Origin of the sequence: Streptomyces sp. NBRC 110028 (genome assembly GCF_001417735.1) — a bacterium.
Taxonomy (GTDB): Bacteria; Actinomycetota; Actinomycetes; order Streptomycetales; family Streptomycetaceae; genus Streptomyces.
The window spans coordinates 148,320-169,649 of sequence record NZ_BBUZ01000026.1; the positions used below are offsets into that span (position 1 = coordinate 148,320).

Here is a 21,330-nt window from a genome sequence, read left to right on the forward strand (position 1 = left end):
TCCTCGATCGTTCTGTACGGAACGTGTGTGGGTGTGGTTCTCAGGCCGCCGCCGGCCGGTTGCCGGGCGGCGGGTTCGGGGACAGCCCGCGCAGGGCCGGGCTGGCGGTGGCGAGCACGGCCGCGGCGGCCATGCCGGCCGAGCACACCAGGATCGCCCGGTCGCCCGGCAGGGCCTGGGTGAGCAGGCCGCCCAGCGCGGGGCCCGCCGCGCCCGCGGCCCCGCAGGCCAGGGCGAGGGCGCTGGTGAGCCTGCCGCGCAGCTCGTCGGGGGTGCGCAGCAGCTGCTCCGTCATGATCGCGGTGTTCGCGGTGGGCGGGAACAGCGCCATCAGGGCGAACAGCGCCCCGGTGAGATAGCCGCCGCGCACGAGCGCGGCGACCGGGGTGAGCACGGTCAGCGCCCAGAACACCGCCACGATGGCGCGGTAGGCGCCGAGACGGCCGTGGAGCAGGGGCGCGGCGAGCGCGCCGGCGACCCCGCCCACCCCGAGCATGGCCGCCATCACCCCGACCTCCCCCGACGGCACCCCCCGGGTTCCGGCGAGCACGATGACGACGAGGTAGAAGGCGCTGAAGAACAGGTTCAGCACGACCGCGCACAGGATGGTGACCCGGATCCGGCGCTCCTGCCACACCCACCGCAGGCCGGCCAGCATCTCGTGGCCGAGCCTGCCGGGCGGTGCGGCGGGCCGCTCCCGCTTCGGCAGCCGCAGGAAGAGCAGCGCGGCGAACGACAGGGTGTGCATGACGGCGTCGGCCAGGAACGGGACGAACCGCCCCGCGGCGAACAGGAACCCGCCGGTCGCGGTGCCCGAGAGCTGGCCCATCGACGCCCGCGCCGTGTTCATCGAGACCGCCGCGGGCAGTTGGGTGGTGTCCACCAGCAGCGGCAGCGCGGCGTTCTCGGCCGGTTCGAAGAGGGCGGCGGCGGCGCCGAACACCGCGGCGACGGCGACCATGTGCGGCACGGTGGCCGCGTCGCTCCACACCGCGATCACCAGGCTGATGGCGGACACCGCCTGGGCCGCCTCGCAGCCGAGCATGAGCGCCTTGCGGTCGTACCGGTCCACCAGAACACCCGCCGGGAGCCCGGCCACCATCTGCGCGGCGGCGATCGTGCCCATCACCAGACCGGACACGGCACCGGAACCGGTGAGCGCCAGGACCAGCAGCGGAAACGCGATCACCGACGCGTGGAAGCCGAACTCCGAGAGCGCCTGGCTGCCCCACAGCAGCCGGTAGCCGCGGTTGCGCGCCAGGGACACCGGGGCGGCGGCGCGGTCGTCCGTCGCCACGCCCGCCTCGCCGCTCGCCGCCTCCCCCCGCTCCCCGGTCATGCGGCACCACCCCGGCAGTCCTGGGCGATGCTGCGCAGCGCGTCCGCGAAGTCCGCGGCCACCGCCGCCACGGTCGACTCCTCGTGGACACCGGGACGGTAGTACCAGGTGAAGCCGAGCCGCCCGTGCTGCACCGCGCCCACGACCTCCAGCAGATGCGATCCGCCCTCGCGCGGGTCGTGGTCCTGGCCGAAGGAGCCGTGTTCGGCGTGGACGAGGCCGTCCTTGGCCTCGGCGGACCGGGCGTCCCACTGGCCGAGGTAGTTGAACACCACCTGCGGCCCGTCGCCGGTGCCGGTCAGCCGCTCCCGCACCGCGTCCGTACCGAAGGTCCGCAGCGCCCCGAAGCCGAAGCCGTTGCCGGGGACGGCCCGCAGCCGCCGCCTGACCGACTTGACCAGGGCGCGCCAGTCGACGGACGGGGAGCCCCCGGTGGCGGGCAGGTCGAAGGAGACCGGGTACATCGTGGTGAACCAGCCCACCGTACGGGAGAGATCGGCGCCCTCGATGACGTCCTCGCGCCCGTGGCCCTCCAGTTCGACGGAGACCCGCTCCCGGCCGGTCCAGCGGATGAGCGCCAGCGCGAGGGCGGCCAGCAGCACATCGTTGATGCGGGTGCGGTACGCGGTGGGGGCCGCGCGCAGCAGCGCCTCGGTGTCCGCCTCGTCGATCTCCACCGGAACCGCCCGGGTCTCGGCGCCGGGGGCGGACGTTTCGTGGTCGACCGGCAGCGGCCGCGCGTCCAGCGCCGAGGCCCAGTGGTCGACCTCGTGGTCCAGGGCGCCGTCGGCGACCTGCTCGGCGAGCTGCCGGGCCCAGTCCCGGAACGAGGTCGTCTTGGGGCCGAGGTCGACCACCTCGCCCCGCACGCTCTGCTGGTACGCGGTGTCCAGGTCGTCCAGCACGATCCGCCAGGACACCCCGTCGATGACCAGATGGTGGGCGGTCAGGAAGAGGAACGGCCGCCGGTCGTCGCCGAACCGGAACAGCGCGGCCTTCAGCAGCGGGCCGCTGCCGAGGTCGAAGCCCGCGTGCAGGGCGTCGGCCGTCTTCTCCATCGCCGCGTCCGCCTCCTGCTCCGGCAGCCCGGACAGGTCGTACCGGTCGAGGACGTGCGCCGCCTCAGGTTCCGGGTTGTACTGCCGCCACTGCCCGCCGTCTTCGGTGAACCGCATCCGCAGCGCGTCATGGTGGACGAGGAGCGCGGACAGCGCCCCCTCCAGCGCCGCTTCGTCCAGCTTCTGGTCCAGCTCCAGCAGGGTGGACTGGTTGAAGTGGTGCGGGTTGACGGTGTGGGTGGCGAAGAACCAGCGCTGGATCGGGGTGAGCGGAAGGTCTCCGGTCACCGGTTCCGCCCCGCCCTCGTCGTCCCGTTCGGCGGTGACCACGGCGGCCAGGGCCGCCACCGACTGGTGGGTGAAGAGGTCCTTGGTGGACAGGCGCAGCCCCGACTGGCGGGCGCGGGAGACCACCTGGATGCTCAGGATGGAATCCCCGCCGAGGTCGAAGAAGTTGTCGTTCACCCCGACCCGGTCCAGTCCGAGGACATCCGCCCAGATCGCCGCGATCCGGTTTTCCATCGGGGTGCGCGGCGCCACATGGTCCGCGCCCGGGGCCGGAGCGGGATCCGGATCGGGCAGGGCGCGCCGGTCGACCTTGCCGTTGGCCGTGAGCGGCAGCTCCTCCAGGGTGGCGAACGCCGACGGCACCATGTGGGGCGGCAGGGTGCGGCCCAGGAAGTCGCGCAGCGAGGCGGCGGTCGGCGTGGCGCCGGGTGCCGGAACCACGTAACCGACCAGGCGCTTCAGCCCGGACGGATGCTCGGCCGTGGGCCCGGTGTCCGTTACGGCCACCACCGCCTCGCCCACCTCGGGGCTGCGCCGCAGCGCGCTCTCCACCTCGCCCGGCTCGATCCGGAAGCCCCGCACCTTGACCTGGTCGTCGGCCCGGCCGACGAACCGCAACTCGCCGCCCGAGGTCCAGCGCACCACATCGCCCGTGCGGTACATCCGCCCGCCCGCGGGACCGAAGGGATCGGCCAGGAAGCGGGAGGCGGTGAGCCCCGGCCGGCCCAGATAGCCGCGGGCCAGGCCGGCCCCGGCCACGTACAGCTCCCCGGCCACGCCCACCGGGACCGGGCGCAGCGCGGAGTCCAGCACATAGGCCCGGGTGTTACGGATCGGCCCGCCGATCGGCGGCACCCCCGTACCGGCGGTCAGCGGCCCGGACCAGGTGCTCACCACGGTCGCCTCGGTCGGACCGTACGAGTTGATCATCCGGCGTCCCGGGGCCCAGCGGTCCACCAGTTCGGCGGAGCACGCGTCACCGCCGACGATCAGGGTGCGCAACTCCGGCAGGCCCGCCTCCCGCGCCGTCTCCGGCACGGTGGCCAGCGCCGCCGGGGGGATGAGCGCATGGGTGATCCGCTGCTCCACCAGCACCCGGGCCAGCCGCTCGCCCAGCAGCGGTCCCTCCTCCGCGACCACGAGCGCGGCCCCCCTCGGCAGGGAGACGCACAGCTCCAGCACGGAGGCGTCGAAGCTCGGCGAGGCGAACTGCAGGACCCGGTCCCCGGCCCGGACGTCGTAGCGTGCCGCGGCGGCGGCCGAGAAGCTCGCCAGCCCCGCGTGGGTGACCACGACCGCCTTGGGCACCCCGGTGGACCCGGAGGTGTAGATGACGTACGCCGGATGGTCCGGTGTCAGCCCCCGGACGGAGGGCGGGTCCGCGGGGCCGTCCCCGGCCCACGCCGACGCCACGTCGTCGAGGACGACCAGGGGTTCGGCGTCGCGCAGCATGAACGCCACCCGCTCCGCCGGATAGTGGGGGTCGACCGGCAGGAACGCGCCGCCCGCCTTCACCACCGCCAGCTGCGCCACCACCATCTCCACCGACCGCGGCAGCACCAGCGCCACCAGCTTCTCCGGCCCCACACCGCGCCCGATCAGCTCGTGCGCCAGCCGGTTGGCCGCCGTCTCCAGCTCGGCGAAGGTGAGCGCGCCCGCCCCGAACGCTACGGCCGTGGCGTCCGGGGACGCCGCCGCCTGCCGCTCGAACAGCTCGGCCAGTGTGGCCGGTGGTACGGGGTGCTCCGTGGCGTTCCACTCCACGAGGGTGCGGCGCAGTTCGGCCGGGGTGGCGAGCGGCAGCGCGCCCACCGCCCGGTGTGGATCGTCGGCGATGCCGGAGAGGAGCGTGCGCAGGGCCGCGGCCATCCGCTCGGCCGTCGCCGCGTCGAACAGATCGGTGCTGTAGCTGATCAGCCCGCGCAGCGCGCCCCCGTCGGCCTCGGCGAACTCCAGCGTGAGGTCGAAGCTCGCGGTGCTGTTGTCGGGGGCGATGTCCTCCAGCGCGAGTCCGGGCAGGTCCAGTGGCCCGCCGGGGATGTTCTGCAGCACCACCATCGCCTGGAACAGCGGTGTCCGGCTGGTGTCCCGGACGGGCTGCACCTCGTCCACCACCCGCTCGAACGGCACGCCCTGGTGGGCGAAGGCGTCCAGGACGGTGCCGCGCACATCGGCCAGGAAGTCGGTGAAGCCGCGCTCGGGATCGACCGAGGAGCGCAGCACCAGCGTGTTGACGAAGAAGCCGATCAGTCGCTCCGTCTCGGCGCGCTCCCGCCCCGAGGTGACCGTCCCCACGGCGATGTCCCGCCGGCCCGACAACCGGGCCAGCAGCACCTGGGCCGCCGCCACCAGCGTCATGAAGAGGGTGGTGCCACGGGCCCGGCCGTAACTCTTCAGGCGCCGGTTCACCGCGGCGGGCACCTCGAACTCCGCCGTCGCGCCGTGTCCGCCGCGCACCGCCGGACGGGGCCGGTCGGTGGGCAGCTCCAGCGGCTCCACATCGCGCAACTGACGTTTCCAGTAGGTCAGTTGCTCATCGGCGTACGGGCCGGACAGCTCGGACCGCTGCCATGCGGCGAAGTCCGCGTAACCCACGGGGAGCGGTGGCAGCGCCGCCGTGTCGCCCGCCAGTGCCGCCCGGTACAGCTCGCGCAGATCGCCGATGAGCACACCGGTGGACCAGCCGTCGGTGATGATGTGGTGCAGCGTCAGGGTGAGCGCGTGGTCCTCGGCGCCCAGCCGGATCAGCCCGGCCCGCAGCAGCGGGCCGCGCCGCAGGTCGAAGGGGCGCTCCCGCTCCCGCGCCAGCAGCTCCGTCAGCTCCGCCTCCCGCCGGTCGGCGGGAAGGCCCGACAGATCGTGCCGGGTGAGCCGCACCGGGGCGGGCTCGTGCACGATCTGCCTCCCGCGCCCGTCCACCGCGTCGAAGGTGGTGCGCAGCGACTCGTGCCGGGCCACCAGCGCGGTCAGCGCGTCCTCGAGCGCCCGGACGTCGAGCACGCCGCGCATCCGCAGCGCCAGCGGGGTGATGTATTCGGTGCTGTCCGGCGCGAAGGAGTCCAGGAACCACAGGCGCTGCTGGGGATACGACAGCGGCAGCTCCGAGCCCCGGGGCACCGGTGTGATCGGCGCGGAGCCCCCTTCGGTGCGGCCGCTCGCCCCGGTGAGGGCCGTGGCGAGGGCGGCCACGGTGGAGTGGGTGAACACCAGCCGGGGCGACACCTCCGCACCGAAGGCCTCCCGCAGCCGCGAGGTGAGCCGGATGCTGAGGATGGAGTCACCCCCGAGGGCGAAGAAGTCGTCCTCGGCGCCGACCCGTTCGGCCCCCAGCACCTCGGCCAGGATCCCCGCCACGCGCCGCTCGGCCTCGTCGCGCGGGGCCACATGGGCGGCCCGGCCGGGGGCGGCATCCGGGGCGGGCAGCGCCGTACGGTCCAGCTTGCCGTTGCGGCTCAGCGGCAGCGCGTCCAGCAGGACCACCGCGGACGGCACCATGTAGTCCGGGAGCCCGGCCGCCACATGGGCGCGCAGCTCCGCGCCGTCCACGCCCCCGTCGCCGCCCGGCACCACATAGGCCACCAGCCGCTTCACCCCGGGGCGGTCCTCCCGGGCCACCACCGCGGCGTCCGCCACCCCGGGGTGCGCGGTCAGCACGCTCTCCACCTCGCCCGGCTCGATCCGGAAGCCCCGGACCTTCACCTGCTGGTCGACGCGGCCGACGAACTCCACCGTGCCGTCCGGGCGCCGCCGCGCCAGGTCGCCGGTGCGGTACATCCGCTCCCCGGCGGGCCCGTACGGATCGGCGAGGAAGGCCGCCGCCGTCGCGCCCGGGCGGCCCAGATAGCCGCGGGCCACGCCCTCACCGGCGACGAAGAGTTCACCGACGACACCCGGCGGGACGGTCCGCAGCCGCGCGTCCAGGACGTACACCCGCATGTTGTCCAGCGGCCCGCCGATCGGCACCACCTCGGGCACCCCGTCGGCCTCGGCCATCGGGAAGGCGGTGGCGAACGTCGTCGTCTCGGTCGGCCCGTAGCCGTCCACGACGGTCAGCCCGGGGCAGGCCGCCAGCACCCGGCGCACGGCCGCCGCGGGCACCACATCGCCACCGGTCCACACCTCGCGCAGCCCCGCGAAGCACTCCGGGTCGTCCTGCGCCAGCAGCCGGAACAGCCCGGCGGTCAGCCACAGGCAGCTCACCCCGTGCCCGGCCACCAGCCGCCGCAGGCCCGCCGCGTCCAGCTCGCCCGGCGGGGCCACCACCACCCGGCCGCCGCGCAGCAGCGGCACCCACACCTCGTAGGTGGCGGCGTCGAACGCCACCGGGGAGTGCAGCGGCACCCGTGCGTGGCCGCCGCTCGCGAACGCCCGGTGGAAGGCGAGCGCCGCCACATCGCGGTGGCGCACCCCCACGGCCTTCGGCACCCCGGTCGACCCGGAGGTGAACATCACGTACGCCAGGTTGTCCCGGTCCACCGGCACGGCGGGCGGCGTCCGCTCCCCGTCGCGCGCGGCGGCCACGTCGTCCGCCGTCAGCACCACCTTCGCGCCCGTCCGCTCCAGCAGCTCCCGCTGCCGTGCGCGCGGCGCGCGGGTGTCCACCGGTACGTACACCCCGCCGGCCCTGACCACCGCGAGCTGCGCCACGACGAGTTCGGCCGACCGGTCCATGAGCAGCGCCACCGGGTCCTCCGCGCGCACCCCCGACTCGGCCAGGACCGCCGCCAGCCGGCCCGACCACGCGTCGAGGTCGCGGTAGCCGAGGGCGGTGTCGCCGTCGGTGACGGCGATGGCGTCCGGGGCCCGCGCGGCCTGCTCGGCGAACAGCTCCGCGAGCGAGCCCGCGGGCAGCGGCCGGGCGGTGTCGTTCCACTCCCGCACCGCCCGGCGCTCCTCGGCCCCGGTCAGCAGCCGCAGATCGTCCAGGGTGCGCCCGGCGCCGTCCGCGATGCCGGTCAGGAGCGTCCCCAGGTGGCGTGCCGCCCGCTCCGCCGTCGCCGCGTCGAACAGGGCGGGATCGTAGGCGATGTCGAAGCCGAGCCGGTCGCCGAGATAGGCGCGGCAGACCAGGGGGAAGTTCGTGGCGTCCTCGGCCCGCACCTCCCGGATCGCGATCCCGGCACCGGCCGCCGACTCCTCGTCGAACGGATAGTTCTCGAAGACCACCATGGAGTCGAACAGCGCCTCGGCGGCGGGCAGTTCGCTCAAGGACTGGATGCGTGAGAGGGCGACGAAGTCGAAGCGGCGGGACTCGCTCTGCTGGTCCTGCAGCTCCCGCAGCCAGCCCGCCACATCGCGGCCGCCGTCGGCCACGGCCCGGGTGGGGACCGTGTTGATGAACATGCCGATCATCGTCTCCACCCCCGGCAGCCCGTCCGGGCGGCCCGAGGCGGTGGTGCCGAACACCACGTCCGGCTCGCCGCTGTACCGGGACAGCAGCAGCGCCCAGGCGCCCTGCACCACCGTGTTCACCGTCAGCCCATGGCCGCGGGCCGTCTCGCGCAGCCGCGCGGACACCTCCCCGGTCAGCTCCAGCCGGGTCAGCGCGCCGGAGGCGGCGCGGTGCGCCTCCCTCGGTGGCCGGTCGTACGGCAGCGGGGTCCGGGCGGCGAAGCCCGCCAGGACGTCCCGCCAGTGCCGCTCGGCCCGCTCCTGGTCCTGCTCCCGCAGCCAGCGCAGGAAGTCCCGGAACGGGCGGCGCGCGGGCGGGTTCAGGCCGCGGCCCTCGGTGAGCGCCGCGTAGTGCTCGCACACCTCGGCGAAGATCTGCCCGGTGGACCAGCCGTCCAGCATCAGATGGTGCGAGGTCCACACCAGCATGATCTCGCCGTCGGTCAGCCGCGCCACCGCGATCCGGCTCAGCGGGGCCGCCGTCAGCTCCATCCCGGCCGCCCGGTCCTCCGCCAACAACCGCTCCAGCGCGGCCTGTTGGCCCTCAGGCGGGAGGTCCCGCCAGTCGTGCCGGGCGGTGGGCAGTACGGCATGGCGGCGCACCACCTGGACGGGCTCCTCAAGACCCTCCCAGCGGACCTCGCCGCGTAAGCCCGGTGTCCGGTCCACCACCCGCTGCCAGGCGGCGGCGAACGCGTCCGGGTCGGCGATGCCGCCGATGCGCAGCGCGATCTGGTCGAAGTAGGCGCCGCCGGTGTCGACCAGGCCGTGGAAGAGCATGCCCGCCTGCAACGGGGTCAGCGGATAGATGTCCTCCACGTCCCGGCCGTCGCCCGCGATCCTGTCCACCTGGCGCTGGTCGAGCCGGGCGAGCGGGAAATCGGAGGGGCTGCGGCCGCCCGCGCCGGGCTCCGCGCAGTGCGCGACGATCTCGCGCAGCGCGGCCATGACGTCCTCGGCGAGGCGGCGCACGGTCGCCTCGTCGTACATCAGCGCCGGATACGTCCAGCCCAGCTCCAGACGGCCCCCCTGGACCACTCCGGTGATCTCCAGCAGATACGTACGGGTCTCGCCGTCCGGCGCGTCCCGGCCGGTGGTGGGCAGGGCGGCCCGGTACAGGCCGGTGGCCTCGTCGGCCGCGGCGACATCCCACTGGCCGTGGTAGTTGAACCCGATCTGCGGCGCCGGACCGCCGCGCAGCGCCTCGCCCGCGGTGGGGGAGAGGTGGCGCAGCGCCCCGTGGCTCAGCCCGCGGTGCGGGACGGCGTGCAGCTGCTCCTTGACGGACCTGAGCGTGTCCCGCCACCCCGCGCCCGGCGCGACGGTCAGCGCGAGCGGGAACTCCGCGGTGAACCAGCCCACCGTACGGGAGAGGTCCAGCTCCTCGAACAGGTCCTCGCGGCCGTGCCCCTCCACCCCGATCAGCACGGTGTCGCCGCCGGTCCAGCGGGCCAGGCTCCGGCCGAGCGCGCCGAGCAGCACATCGTTGATCTGGGTGCGGTAGACCTCCGGGACGTCCCGCAGCAGCGCCTCGGTCTCGGCGCGGCCGAGGGCGACGGTCACCGTGGCCGCCGTCTTGTGGGTGTTGGCGCCCCGGCGGTCGACGGGCAGCGGCGCGGGCGTGGCGCGCGCGGTGCGCGTCCAGTACTCCAGGTCGCCGTCGAACCCGCCGGAGCGCACGTGCTCCGCCAGCCGGGCCGCCCAGTGTGCGTAGGCGCTGCTCGCCGGGGGCAGAGCGGGCGTGGCTTTGGAGGCGGCCTGGTCGTACGCGGTCTCCAGATCGCCGAGGAGGACGCGCCAGGACACGCCGTCGACCACCAGATGGTGCACGGTGACGACCAGCTCGGGCGCCCGCCGCGGACCGTAGGTGAACAGCAGGGCCTTCAGCACCGCGCCCTCGGCGATGTCCAGCCCGGTCTGCGCCGCGACCGTGGCCTCCCGTACGGCATCCGCCCGTGCTTCGTCGCCGAGGCCGGACAGATCGTGCCGTTCCAGCAGAGGACCGGGCGCGGCGGGCAGAACCTCCTGCGCCCACTCACCGTCGATGACGAGGAACCGGGTGCGCAGCGCCGCGTGGTGCGCCACGAGAGTGTCCACCGCCCGCCGCAGCGCGGTCTCGTCGAGGTCGTCGGCGAGCCGCAGCCGGTGGGTCATGGTGAAGTGGTGCGGATCGCCGGGCCGCCGCCCGTCCAGGTACCAGTGCTGGATCGGGGTCAGCGGCGCCGGACCCGCCGGCGGACCGGCCGGAGCCGGGTCCCGTTCCGGGGCGGACCCGATGCTCAAGCCGAGTTCCGCGATGGTCTGGTGGCGGAAGATGTCCTTGGAGGTGATCCGCAGCCCGGCCTGGCGGGCGCGGGAGACGATCTGGATGCTGAGGATCGAATCGCCGCCCAGGGCGAAGAAGTTGTCCTCCACGCCGATCCGCGGGGTGCCGAGCACCTCGGACCACACGCGCGCGAGCACGGTTTCGGTCTCGGTGCGCGGCGCCACGTAGGCGGTCTCCGCGTCCGGCTGCGCGGGCGGCGCGGGCAGCGCCCGCCGGTCGACCTTTCCGGCATCCGTACGCGGCATCCGGTCCAGCGGCACGAAGGCCGCCGGGACCATGTAGTCGGGCAGGGTCCGCTTGAGCCGGGTGCGCAGCTCCGCCGCGCCGGGCGCGGCGTCCGCCCCGGTGGCCACGAGATAGCACACCAGCCGCCGGTGGCCGGTGTCCTCCCGGACCACCACCACGGCGTCCTCCACCGCCGGATGGTCCAGCACGGCGGCCTCGATCTCACCGGGCTCGACGCGGAAGCCACGGATCTTGACCTGTTCGTCGGCGCGGCCGAGGAATTCGAGCACCCCGTCCGCCGTCCAGCGGGCCCGGTCGCCGGTGCGGTACATCCGGGAGCCGGGCGGGCCGTACGGGTCGGGGACGAAGTGGCGCGCGGTCAGCCCCGGCCGGCCGAGATAGCCGCGCACGACCTGGGCGCCGGCCAGGTGCAGTTCGCCCGGCACCCCGGGGGGTACAGGGCGCAGCGCCCCGTCCAGGACGTACGCCCGCAGGTTGTGGCCGGGGCGCCCGATGAGCGGACGGTCCCCGAGGTCGGCCAGGCGCCCGTACACCGCGTCGACGGCGCATTCGGTGGGCCCGTAGAAGTTGTACGCCGCCACCCCGGGCAGCGCCCGCAGCTCCCGCCACAGCGCGGCCCCCAGCGCCTCGCCGCCCACCATGACGATCCGCGGCCGGTGGCGGCCGTCGAACAGCCCGGCGGCCATCAGCTCGTGCAGATACGAGGGAGTGAGGTCGAGGAAGTCCAGCGTCCGGGCGCGGATCAGCTCCACCAGGGCGGCCGGGTCGAGCCGTACCGCGTCGTCGATCAGATGCACCTCCTGGCCCGCGGCCAGGAACACGGCGCCCTCCCATGAGGTGTCGAAGGAGAACGCCGCGGTCAGCGCCGCGCGCAGCGGACGGCCCGCCTCGGCGGCGTGCGGCCCGATGAGCGCGGCCCGGTGGTCGTGGCAGAGGTTGACCAGCTGGCGGTGTTCGACGGCGACCCCCTTGGGGCGGCCGGTGGAACCCGAGGTGTAGTTGATGTACGCGGTGTTCGCGGGGCGCAGCGGAGAGCGCCGGTCCCGGTCGGTGGGGTCGGTGGCGGGCAGGCCGCCCAGCGGCGCCTCGTGCAGCGTCTCGGGGGTGAGGACCACCGCGGGCGCCGCGTCCTGAAGCAGGAACGTGACGCGCTCGGCGGGCAGTTCCGGATCGACGTACAGATACGTGCCGCCCGACTTGAGGACGGCGATCTGGGCCACCACCAGTTCGGCGGTGCGCGGCAGCCGGACCGCCACCACCGTCTCCGGGCCGGCCCCGAGCGCGATCAGATGGTGGGCCAGCCGGTTGGCGCGGGCGTTCAGCTCCGCGAAGTCGTAGGTGGCGTCGGCGGCGACCAGCGCGGTGGCGTGCGGGGTGCGGGCCGCCCGCTCCTCGAAGAGGCGCGGGAAGGTGGTGGCCGCCACCGGGAGCGCGGTGTCGTTCCACTCCTCCAGCACGGTGTGCCGCTCCCGCGCGGTCAGCAGCGGGAGTTCGCCCACCCTGCGGCCGGGGTCGTCCGCCACCGCCTCCAGCAGCAGCCGCAGCTGGTGGGTCATCCGCCGCACGGTCGCGGCGTCGAACAGATCGGTGTTGTACTCCACGAAGCCGGTCAGGGCGCCGAGGTGTTCCACGAAGTCGAAGCCGAGGTCGAAGGCGGCGGTCCGGCTCGGGACGCGCACGGCCTCCACGGCGAGCCCGGGCAGGCTCGGCACCTCGCTGCCCAGGTTGTGCAGCGCCACCATCACCTGGAACAGCGGGGTGCGGCTGGTGTCCCGCTCCGGCTGGAGCGTGTCGACGATCCGCTCGAACGGCACGTCCTGGTGGGCGAAGGCGGCCAGGACGGTGTCGCGCACCTCCTGGAGCAGTTCGCCGAACGGGCGGTCCGCGCGCACCCGGCCGCGCAGCACGAGCGTGTTCACGAACATCCCGACCAGGCGCTCCACCTCCGGCCGCTCCCGGCCGGAGGTCACGGTGCCCACCGCGATGTCCTCCTGCCCCGACCAGCGCGCCAGCAGCACCTGGCAGGCGGCGAGCAGGGTCATGAAGAGGGTGCTGTCGCTTCGCCGCCCGGTCTCGCGGAGCCGGTCCACCAGCTCCGCTTCGAGGGTGAATTCCAGCAGCGCCCCGTTCTTGGTCTGCACCGCCGGGCGCGGCCGGTCGGTCGGCAGCTCCAGCGGGGCCAGGCCGGCCAGGGTCTTGCGCCAGTGCTCCAGCTGCGGTTCCACGGCGGCGGCCCCGCCGTCCGGGTCGCGCTGCCAGGCCGCGTAGTCGGCGTACCCCAGGGGCAGCGGGGGCAGTTCGGGGCTGCGGCCCGCCACCGCCGCGGCGTACAGCTCGCTCAGATCGTCGCTGAGGACGGCGGTGGACCAGCCGTCGGTGACGATGTGGTGCATCGTGAGGGTGAGGACGTGTTCCTCGTCGTCCAGCCGGATCAGGGAGGCGCGCAGCAGCGGACCGGTGCGCAACGAGAAGGCGGTGGCGCCCTCCCGGACGAGCAGCCGCTCCAGCTCCCGTTCGCGCTCGGTGGCGGGGAAGGCGGTGAGGTCGTGGCGCGGCAGCTCGACCCGGTACGGGGCGTGGATCCGCTGCACACCGTGGCCGTTCACCTCGGCGAACGTGGTGCGCAGCGGCTCGTGCCGGGCCACCAGACCGTCGAGCGCGGTGCGCAGGGCGGCGGTGTCGAGCCGCCCGCGCAGCCGCAGCGCGAACGGGGTCACATACTCGGTGTCGCGGTCGTCGAAGCCGTCCAGGAACCACAGGCGCGCTTGCGCGTACGACAGCGGCAGGTCCCCGCCCCGCTCCACGGCCGGGATCGCACCGCGCGGCGTGGCGCCGTCCGGGGTGCTCAGGGCGGCGGCCAGGGCGGCGACGGTGGCGTGGGTGAACAGGGTGCGTGGCGAGACGTCCGCGCCGAAGGCGGTACGCAGCCGGGAGGCCACCCGGATGGCGAGGATCGAATCGCCGCCCAGGGCGAAGAAGTTGTCCCCGGCCCCCGCCTCCTCGACCCCCAGGACCTCGGCCCACACCCGGGCCACCGTGCGTTCCGCCTCGGTGCGCGGGGCGATCCGCTCGGCGCTGGTGGCGAGGCCGTCCGCGCCCGGGGCGGGCAGCGCGGCCCGGTCCAGCTTGCCGTTGACCGTCAGCGGCAGGGTGTCCAGCGGGACGTAGGCGGCCGGAATCATGTGCTCGGGCAGGGACCGGCCGAGGAATTCCCGCAAGCACGCGGCGGACGGCGGCTCGGCCGTGGCACTGGCCACGGTGTACGCGACCAGCCGCCGCACCCCGGGCCGGTCCTCCCGCGCGATCACCACGGCGTGCGCCACTCCCGGGTGCTCGGTCAGGGCGGCCTCGATCTCACCGGGCTCGATCCGGAAACCGCGGATCTTCACCTGGTCGTCGGCGCGGCCCAGATACTCCAGCTCGCCGTCCGCGCTCCACCGGGCCCGGTCGCCGGTGCGGTACATCCGGCTGCCGGGCGGGCCGAAGGGGTCGGCGACGAAACGGGACGCGGTCAGCCCCGGGCGGCGCAGATAGCCACGGGCCAGCCCCGCGCCCGCCACGTACAGCTCGCCGACCGCGCCCGGCGGCACCGGTTCGAGAGCGCCGTCGAGGACGTAGATCCGCAGGTCGGGGATACCGGTGCCGATGCCGCTGCCGGTGGCGCGGGCCGCGGTGGCGCGGTCGAGCGCGGTATGGGTGACGTGCACGGTGGTCTCGGTGATCCCGTACATGTTGACCAGCACGGGCACGGTGTCCGCGTGGCGTGCGTACCAGCCCTCCAGACGGCGCGGGTCGAGCGCCTCACCGCCGAAGATCACCCGGCGCAGTGAAAGCCGCGCCCCGGGGCTCTCAGCGTTTTCCTCGTCCGCGTTTTCCTCGTCCGCGCGCATCAGCGCGTAGAAGGCCGACGGCGTCTGGTTGAGCACCGTCACCCGCTCGTCCGCCAGCAGCCGCCAGAACTCCTCCGGGGAGCGCGAGACCGCGTACGGGACGACCACGAGGCGGCCGCCGTGCAGCAGCGGCCCCCAGATCTCCCAGACGGAGAAGTCGAAGGCGTAACTGTGGAACAGCGTCCACACATCCGAAGCGTCGAACGAGAACCACTGACGGGTCTGCGAGAACAGCCGCACCACATTGCCGTGCGGGATGACCACGCCCTTGGGACTACCGGTCGACCCCGAGGTGTAGATGGCGTAGGCCGGGCTGTCCGGCAGCGGCCGGGCGGCGGCCGGGAGGGTGGCAGGGCGCCGCCGCAGATCGGCGGCCACGGACCGGTCGTCCAGGCACAGCCGGGGCACGGCGGTGTCCGCCGCGATCCGCTCGTCCAGGCCGGCGGTGGTCAGCAGCAGTACGGGTGCGGTGTCGGCCAGCATATGGGCGATCCGCCCGGCCGGCTGGTCCGGATCGATCGGCAGATACGCCGCCCCGGTCTTCAGCACGGCCACGATCGCCACGATCATGTCGAGCGAGCGGGGCAGGGCGAGTGCCACATACCGCTCCCGCGCCGCGCCTCCGGCGGCGAGCCGGTGGGCCAACCGGCCCGCACGCGCGTCGAGTTCGGCGTACGACAGGGACTCCGCGCCGCAGGTGACGGCGGTGGCGTCCGGGGTGCGGGCGGCCTGCTCCTCGAACAGGTCCACCACGGTCCGCTCCGGCGTCCCCTCTGTTCGGGGTTCGGTTCGCCTCCCTGCCGAGCCGCTCCACTCCACCAGGATCCGCCGCCGCTCCTCGGCCGTCGTCCACGGCAGGGCCCGCAGCGGACGGTCGGGGTCGGCCGCGATGCCGGTCAGCAGCCGGCACAGCCGGTGCACAAGGGCTTCCGCGGTCCCGGCGTCGAACAGCTCCGGGTCATAGCCGAGGTCGAAGCCGAGCCGGTCGGAGAGGTGCGCCCGCAGGCTCAAGCCGAAGTTCGTGGCGTCCATCGACCGGACGTCCAGGATCCGCAGCCCCGCCTCGCGCGCCGAGGAGTCGTCGAAGGGGTAGTTCTCGAAGGCCACCATGCTGTCGAACAGCGGCGTACCGGCCGGGACCTCGCTCCACGCCGACAGCTGGGCCAGCGACACGGATTCGAAGCCCCGCGCCCCGGCCTGCGCCACCTGCAGTTCCCGCAGCCACTCGGCGGTGTTCCGGGCGCCGTCGACCCGCACCCGCGTGGGCAGGGTGTTGATGAACATGCCCACCATGGACTCGACCCCGGCCAGCTCGGCCGGGCGGCCCGAGACGGTGGTGCCGAACACCACGTCCGCCTCGCCGCTGTACCGCGACAGCAGCAGCGCCCAGGCGCCCTGCACGATCGTGTTGGCGGTCAGGCCGTGCCGCCGGGCGGCCGCACGCAGCTCCGCCGAGACACCGGTCCCCAGCGCCGCCGCCACCGTCGCCGAGGAACCGGCCCGGTGCGACTCCAGGGGCTTGCGGTCGTACGGCAGCGGAGTCGGCGCGGCGACCCCCGCGAGCAGCGCCCGCCAGTACTCCTCGGCCTCCCGCCCGTCCTGGCGGTCCAGCCAGTGCAGATAGTCGCGGAAGGGCCGCCGGGCGGTCAGCGCCGGGCGGTCGCCCCGGACAGCCGCGGCGTACCGCTCGCACACCTCGGTGAAGACCTGCGCCAGGCTCCATCCGTCCAGGATCAGATGGTGCGAGGTCCAGATCAGCTCCACCCGGTCGCCGGGCAGCCGCACGATGGTCAGCCGCGTCAGCGGCGGCTCCGTCAGATCCAGGCCGAGCGCCAGGTCCCGCTCCCGCAGCCGGTCCAGCTCGGCCGCGCGCCGCTCCTCCGGCAGCTCCCGCCAGTCCACCTGGGTGATGGGCACGGCGGCCCGGTGGCGTACGAACTGCACGGGCCGCTCGACGTCCTCCCACACCACGCCGCTGCGCAGCACCGGCGTGCGGTCGACCGTCCGCTGCCAGGCGACGGCGAACGCCTCCGGGTCGCCCACCCCCGCCAGCGTCAGGATGGCCTGGTCCAGATAGACGTCCTTGCCCTCGCCCACCAGGCGGTGGAAGAGCATGCCCTCCTGCAGCGGGGTCAGCGGATAGACGTCCTCGATTCCGCGCCCGTCGCCCACCAGCCGGTCCACGCCCGCCTGGTCCAGCCGGGCGAGCGGGAAGTCCGACGGCGTACGGCCGCCCGCGCCCGGCTCGGCGCAGTGGCCGACGATCTCCCGCAGCGCCGCCAGCATCCCCTCCGCGAGCCGCCGCACCGTGGCCCCGTCGTGGACGCGGTCGGAGTACAGCCAGGTCAGCTCCAGCTCCCCGGCGGCCACCACACCCGACACATCGAGCGGATACGCCGAGGGCTCGTCGGCGGCGAGATCCTGCCCCAGGGTCTCGCCGGTGAGGGTGAACGCGTCGTCGCCGGTGACGGAGTCCCACTGGCCGTGGTAGTTGAAGCAGATCCCCGGCAGCGGGGCGTCGCGCAGCGCGCGGGCGGGGGAGCCGGGCGCGCTCAGATGGGCCAGCGCCTCGTAGCTCAGCCCCTTGCGGGGCAGCGCCCGCAGCTGCTCCTTCACCGACTTCAGGACCGGGCCCCAGCCGCCGCCGGGCAGGGTGAGCGCCACCGGGTACTGGGTGGTGAACCAGCCGACGGTGCGGGACAGTTCGACGGTGTCGTCGATCTCCTCCCGGCCGTGGCCCTCCATCGCCACCAGCACCCGGTCGGTGTGCGTCCAGTCGGCGAGGACCCGGCCGAGCGCGCTCATCAGGACGTCGTTGACCTGCGTCCGGTACACCCCCGGCACCCGGCGCAGCAGCGCGTCGGTCGTGTCGCGGTCCAGCCGCACCCGGACCGCGCGGGTGGTGCCGGCGGTGGCGCGGCCCGGGCGGTCCACCGGCAGGTCCGTGCCGCCCGCCCGCGCCACGCCCTCCCAGTACGGCAGATCGCCGTCCAGGCCGCCGGCCAGCACATGGTCGCTCAACCGGTGCGCCCACCGGGCGAAGGGCGTCCCGACCGGGTCCAGCTCGACGGTGTCCCCGGCCGCCGCCTGCCGGTAGGCGGTGGCCAGGTCGCCGAGCAGGATGCGCCAGGAGACGCTGTCCACCGCCAGGTGGTGCGCGGTCAGGAACAGCCGCGGCCGGGCCCCCGCGCCGCGCAGGATCAGCGCGGCGCGCAGCAACGCGCCCGTGGCCAGGTCGAGTTCGGCGCGGGCGGACCCGGCTGCCGCCTCGGCCGCGGCGTGCAGCGCCTCGCCCTCGAGCCCGGACAGGTCGTGGCGGCGGATCAGCGGTCCGGCCACGGGAGCGTCGGCGTGCTGGCGCCACTGCCCACCGTCGTTCACGAACCGGGTGCGCAGCGCCGGGTGATGGGCGGCCACCGACTCCAGGGCGGTGTTCAGCGCGGTCTCGTCCACGTCGTACGGCAGGTCCACGACCATCGACATGGTGAAGTGGCGCAGCGGGCCGTGGGTGGCGAAGAACCAGTGCTGGATCGGGGTCAGCGGTGCCGGGCCCGTCGGCCCGGCGGCGGTGCCGTCGTCCGTACCGGGCGCCGTGCGCGGGGTGATGGCGGCGGCCAGGTCGGCGATGGTCTGGTGCAGGAACACGTCCCGGGAGCTGAGCCGCAGCCCGGCCTGGCGCGCCCGGGAGACGGCCTGGATGCTGAGGATGGAGTCGCCGCCGAGCTCGAAGAAGTTGTCCGTCACCCCGACCGTCCCGGCGCCCAGCACCTCGGCCCAGATCCGGGCCAGCTCCTCCTCCACCGGGGTGCGCGGAGCCGTGTGGGCGTGGTCCCGGCGGTCGGTGTCGGGGCGCGGGTCGGGCAGCGCCCGCCGGTCCAGCTTGCCGCTCGTGGTGAGCGGCATGGCGTCCAGGGCGACGAACGCGCCGGGCACCATGTGGCCCGGCAGCGTGCGCTTCAGTGCCGCCCGCAGCTCCTGCGCGGTGGGCGGTTCGGCGGAGGCGGCCGGTACGTAGTAGGCGGCCAGCCGCGCGTGGTCCCGGTCGTCGGTCACGGCGACCACGGCCGCCTCGGCGACGGACGGCAGATCGAGCAACGCGGCCTCGATCTCGCCCGGTTCGATCCGATGGCCCCGGATCTTCACCTGGTCATCGGCGCGGCCCAGGTAGTCCAGCTCCCCGGCGGCGGTCCAGCGGGCCACATCGCCGGTGCGGTACATCCGGCCGCCCGCGGGCCCGAACGGATCGGCCACGAACCGCTCGGCGGTGAGGCCCGGGCGGTGCGGATAGCCGCGCGCGAGCTGGTCCCCGGCCAGATACAGCTCTCCCGCGACCCCGGCCGGGACCGGCTGGAGCCGGGCGTCGAGCACATAGGCGCGCAGATTGCCCAGCGGCCGCCCCACCACCGGCCGCCCGTCACCGCCGATGCGGGCGGCGAGCGCGTCGATGGCGCATTCGGTCGGGCCGTAGAAGTTGTACGCCGTGGTGCCGGGGACTTCCGCCAGCTGCCGCCACAGCGACTGGCCGATGGCCTCACCGCCCAGCATCAGCACCCGGGGCCGGTGCCGGGGGTCGGTGAGCAGCCCGGCCGGGAGGAGCTGCCGCAGATACGACGGGGTGAGGTCGAGGAAGTCGATCCGGTGCCCGGCGATGTGGTCCACCAGCGCCGCCGGATCGAGCCGGGTGGTCTCGTCGATGAGGTGCAGCTCATGGCCGTCGGCCAGCAGCAGCAGCCCCTCCAGCGAGGTGTCGAAGGAGAACGACGCGGTCAGCGCGGCGCGCAGCGGACCGCCGCCCGCCTCGGCCACGAAACCGTGACGGTGGCCCACCAGCAGGTTCACCATGGCCCGGTGGGTCACGGCCACCCCCTTGGGGCGGCCGGTGGAGCCGGAGGTGTAGATGATGTACGCCGCGCCGTCCGGGTGCGGCCCGGTCCGGTCGGCGTCGGTGGGGTCGGTCTGGGGCAGCGTGGCGGGGACCGCGCGTACGGCCTCCTCGTCCAGCACCAGCATCGGCCGGGCGTCGTCCAGGAGGAACGCGACGCGCTCCTGCGGCAGTTCGGGGTCGATGGGCAGATAGACGCCGCCGGCCTTGAGGACGGCGAGGATCGCCACGACCATGTCGGCGGTGCGCCCCAGCTTCACCCCGACGATCCGCTCGGGGCCCACGCCCAGCCCGATCAGCCGGTGCGCCAGCCGGTTGGCGGCCGCGTTGAGCGCCGCGAAGTCGTAACGCACCTCCCCGGCGACCAGCGCCGTCGCCGCCGGGGTCCGGGCCGCCCGCGCCTCGAACACCGCGGGGAACGTCGTCGGCTCCACGTCCAGCGCGGGACCGTGGCCCCACGCCGCCACCTGCCGCCGCTCCTCCCGCGTCAGCATCGGAAGTTCCCGCACCGGCCGGTCCGGCTCGGCGCTCGCCGCGTCGAGCAGCACCAGCAGATGCCCCGCCATCCGCTCGGCGGTCCGCGCGTCGAACAGCTCGGTGCTGTACTCCAGCAGCCCCCGCAGCTCCCCGCCGTCCTCGACGAACTCCACGCTGAGGTCGAACGTCGAGGACCGCCGGGGCACATCGACGCCCGCCGCCGTCAGACCGGCCGGGCGGGGCGCGCCGCGCGGGGTGCTGTGGAGCAGCACCATCACGTCGAACAGCGGGTTCCGCCCGGCGTCCCGGCGCGCCCCCACGGCCTCCACCAGCCGCTCGAACGGCGTCTCGTCGTGCGCGAAGGCGTCGAGGACCGTCGTACCGGCCTCGTCGATCAGCTCGCGGTAAGAACGCGCCACGTCGACGCCGGAGCGCAGCACCACGGTGTTCACGAAGAACCCGACGGCGCGCTCCAGTTCGGTGCGGCCACGGCCGGAGGTGACGGTGCCCAGCGCGATGTCGTCCTGCCCCGACCAGCGGGCGAACAGCGCCTGGCACGCGGCGACCAGCACGGTGAACAGGGTGGTGCGCCGCTCCGCCGCCAGCTCCTTCAGCCGCGCCGCGACCGCGCGGTCCACGGTGAACTCGTGCACCGCGCCCGCCGAGGTGCGCGACCTGGGCCGGGGGCGGTCGGTGGGCAGCTGAAGCGGAACGGTGTCCGCGAGCCGCCCCTTCCAGTAGTCGAGCTGCTTGTCCAGGGTGGCCCCGGAGAGCCGCTCGCGCTGCCACACCGCGAAGTCCGGGTACTGCACCGGCACCGGCGGCAGCGGCTCCTGTGCCGCCCCGTCCGGCCCGGGGCCGTACAGCGCGCACAGCTCGTCCTGCAGGATGCCCATGGACCAGCCGTCGGTGACGATGTGATGGGCGGTGAGCAGCAGGACGTGCTCCTCGTCGGCCAGCCGCACCAGCAGCGCCCGCAGCAGGGGCCCGGTGCGCAGGTCGAACGGGCGGGAGTACTCGGCGAGCAGCGTGTCGTCCAGCGCCCCGGGGTCGCCGGTGAGGTCGGCCACCGGCAGCGGCACCGCGGTGGCCTCGCGCACCACCTGCGACGGCTGCCCGTCACCGTCCTCGAAGACGGTCCGCAGCGCCTCGTGGCGTTCCACCAGGGCGTCGAGCGCCCGGGAGAGCGCGGCGGTGTCCAGGGCGCCGGTCAGCCGCAGGGCGACCGCGCTGTTGTAGCCCGCCTCGTCCGGCTGGAGGGTGTGCAGGAACCACAGCCGTGCTTGCGCGAACGACAGCGGAAGGGGCCGTGTGCGGTCCGCGCGGGGGATCCCGGTCCCGGGGCGTCCGGCCTTGCCCGCGAGCCGGCGGCGCAGGGCTTCCCGCATCTCCTCGGGCAGGGCGGAGGCGCGGCTGTTCCTCGAAGACGTCAT

2 protein-coding genes are annotated in these 21,330 nt (G+C 74.6%); both read right to left on the reverse strand.

Annotation, left to right across the window (positions count from 1 at the left end):
- Positions 1-40: 40 nt before the first annotated feature.
- Positions 41-1,339, reverse strand: coding sequence for an MFS transporter (locus ASC60_RS16035; RefSeq protein WP_234356964.1), 1,299 nt, complete (start codon positions 1,337-1,339; stop codon positions 41-43).
- The gene (locus ASC60_RS16040; protein ID WP_055551388.1) at positions 1,336-21,330 is read right to left on the reverse strand and encodes a non-ribosomal peptide synthetase; all 19,995 of its coding nucleotides are present in this window, start codon (positions 21,328-21,330) and stop codon (positions 1,336-1,338) included. The genes ASC60_RS16035 and ASC60_RS16040 overlap by 4 nt, the downstream gene beginning before the upstream one ends.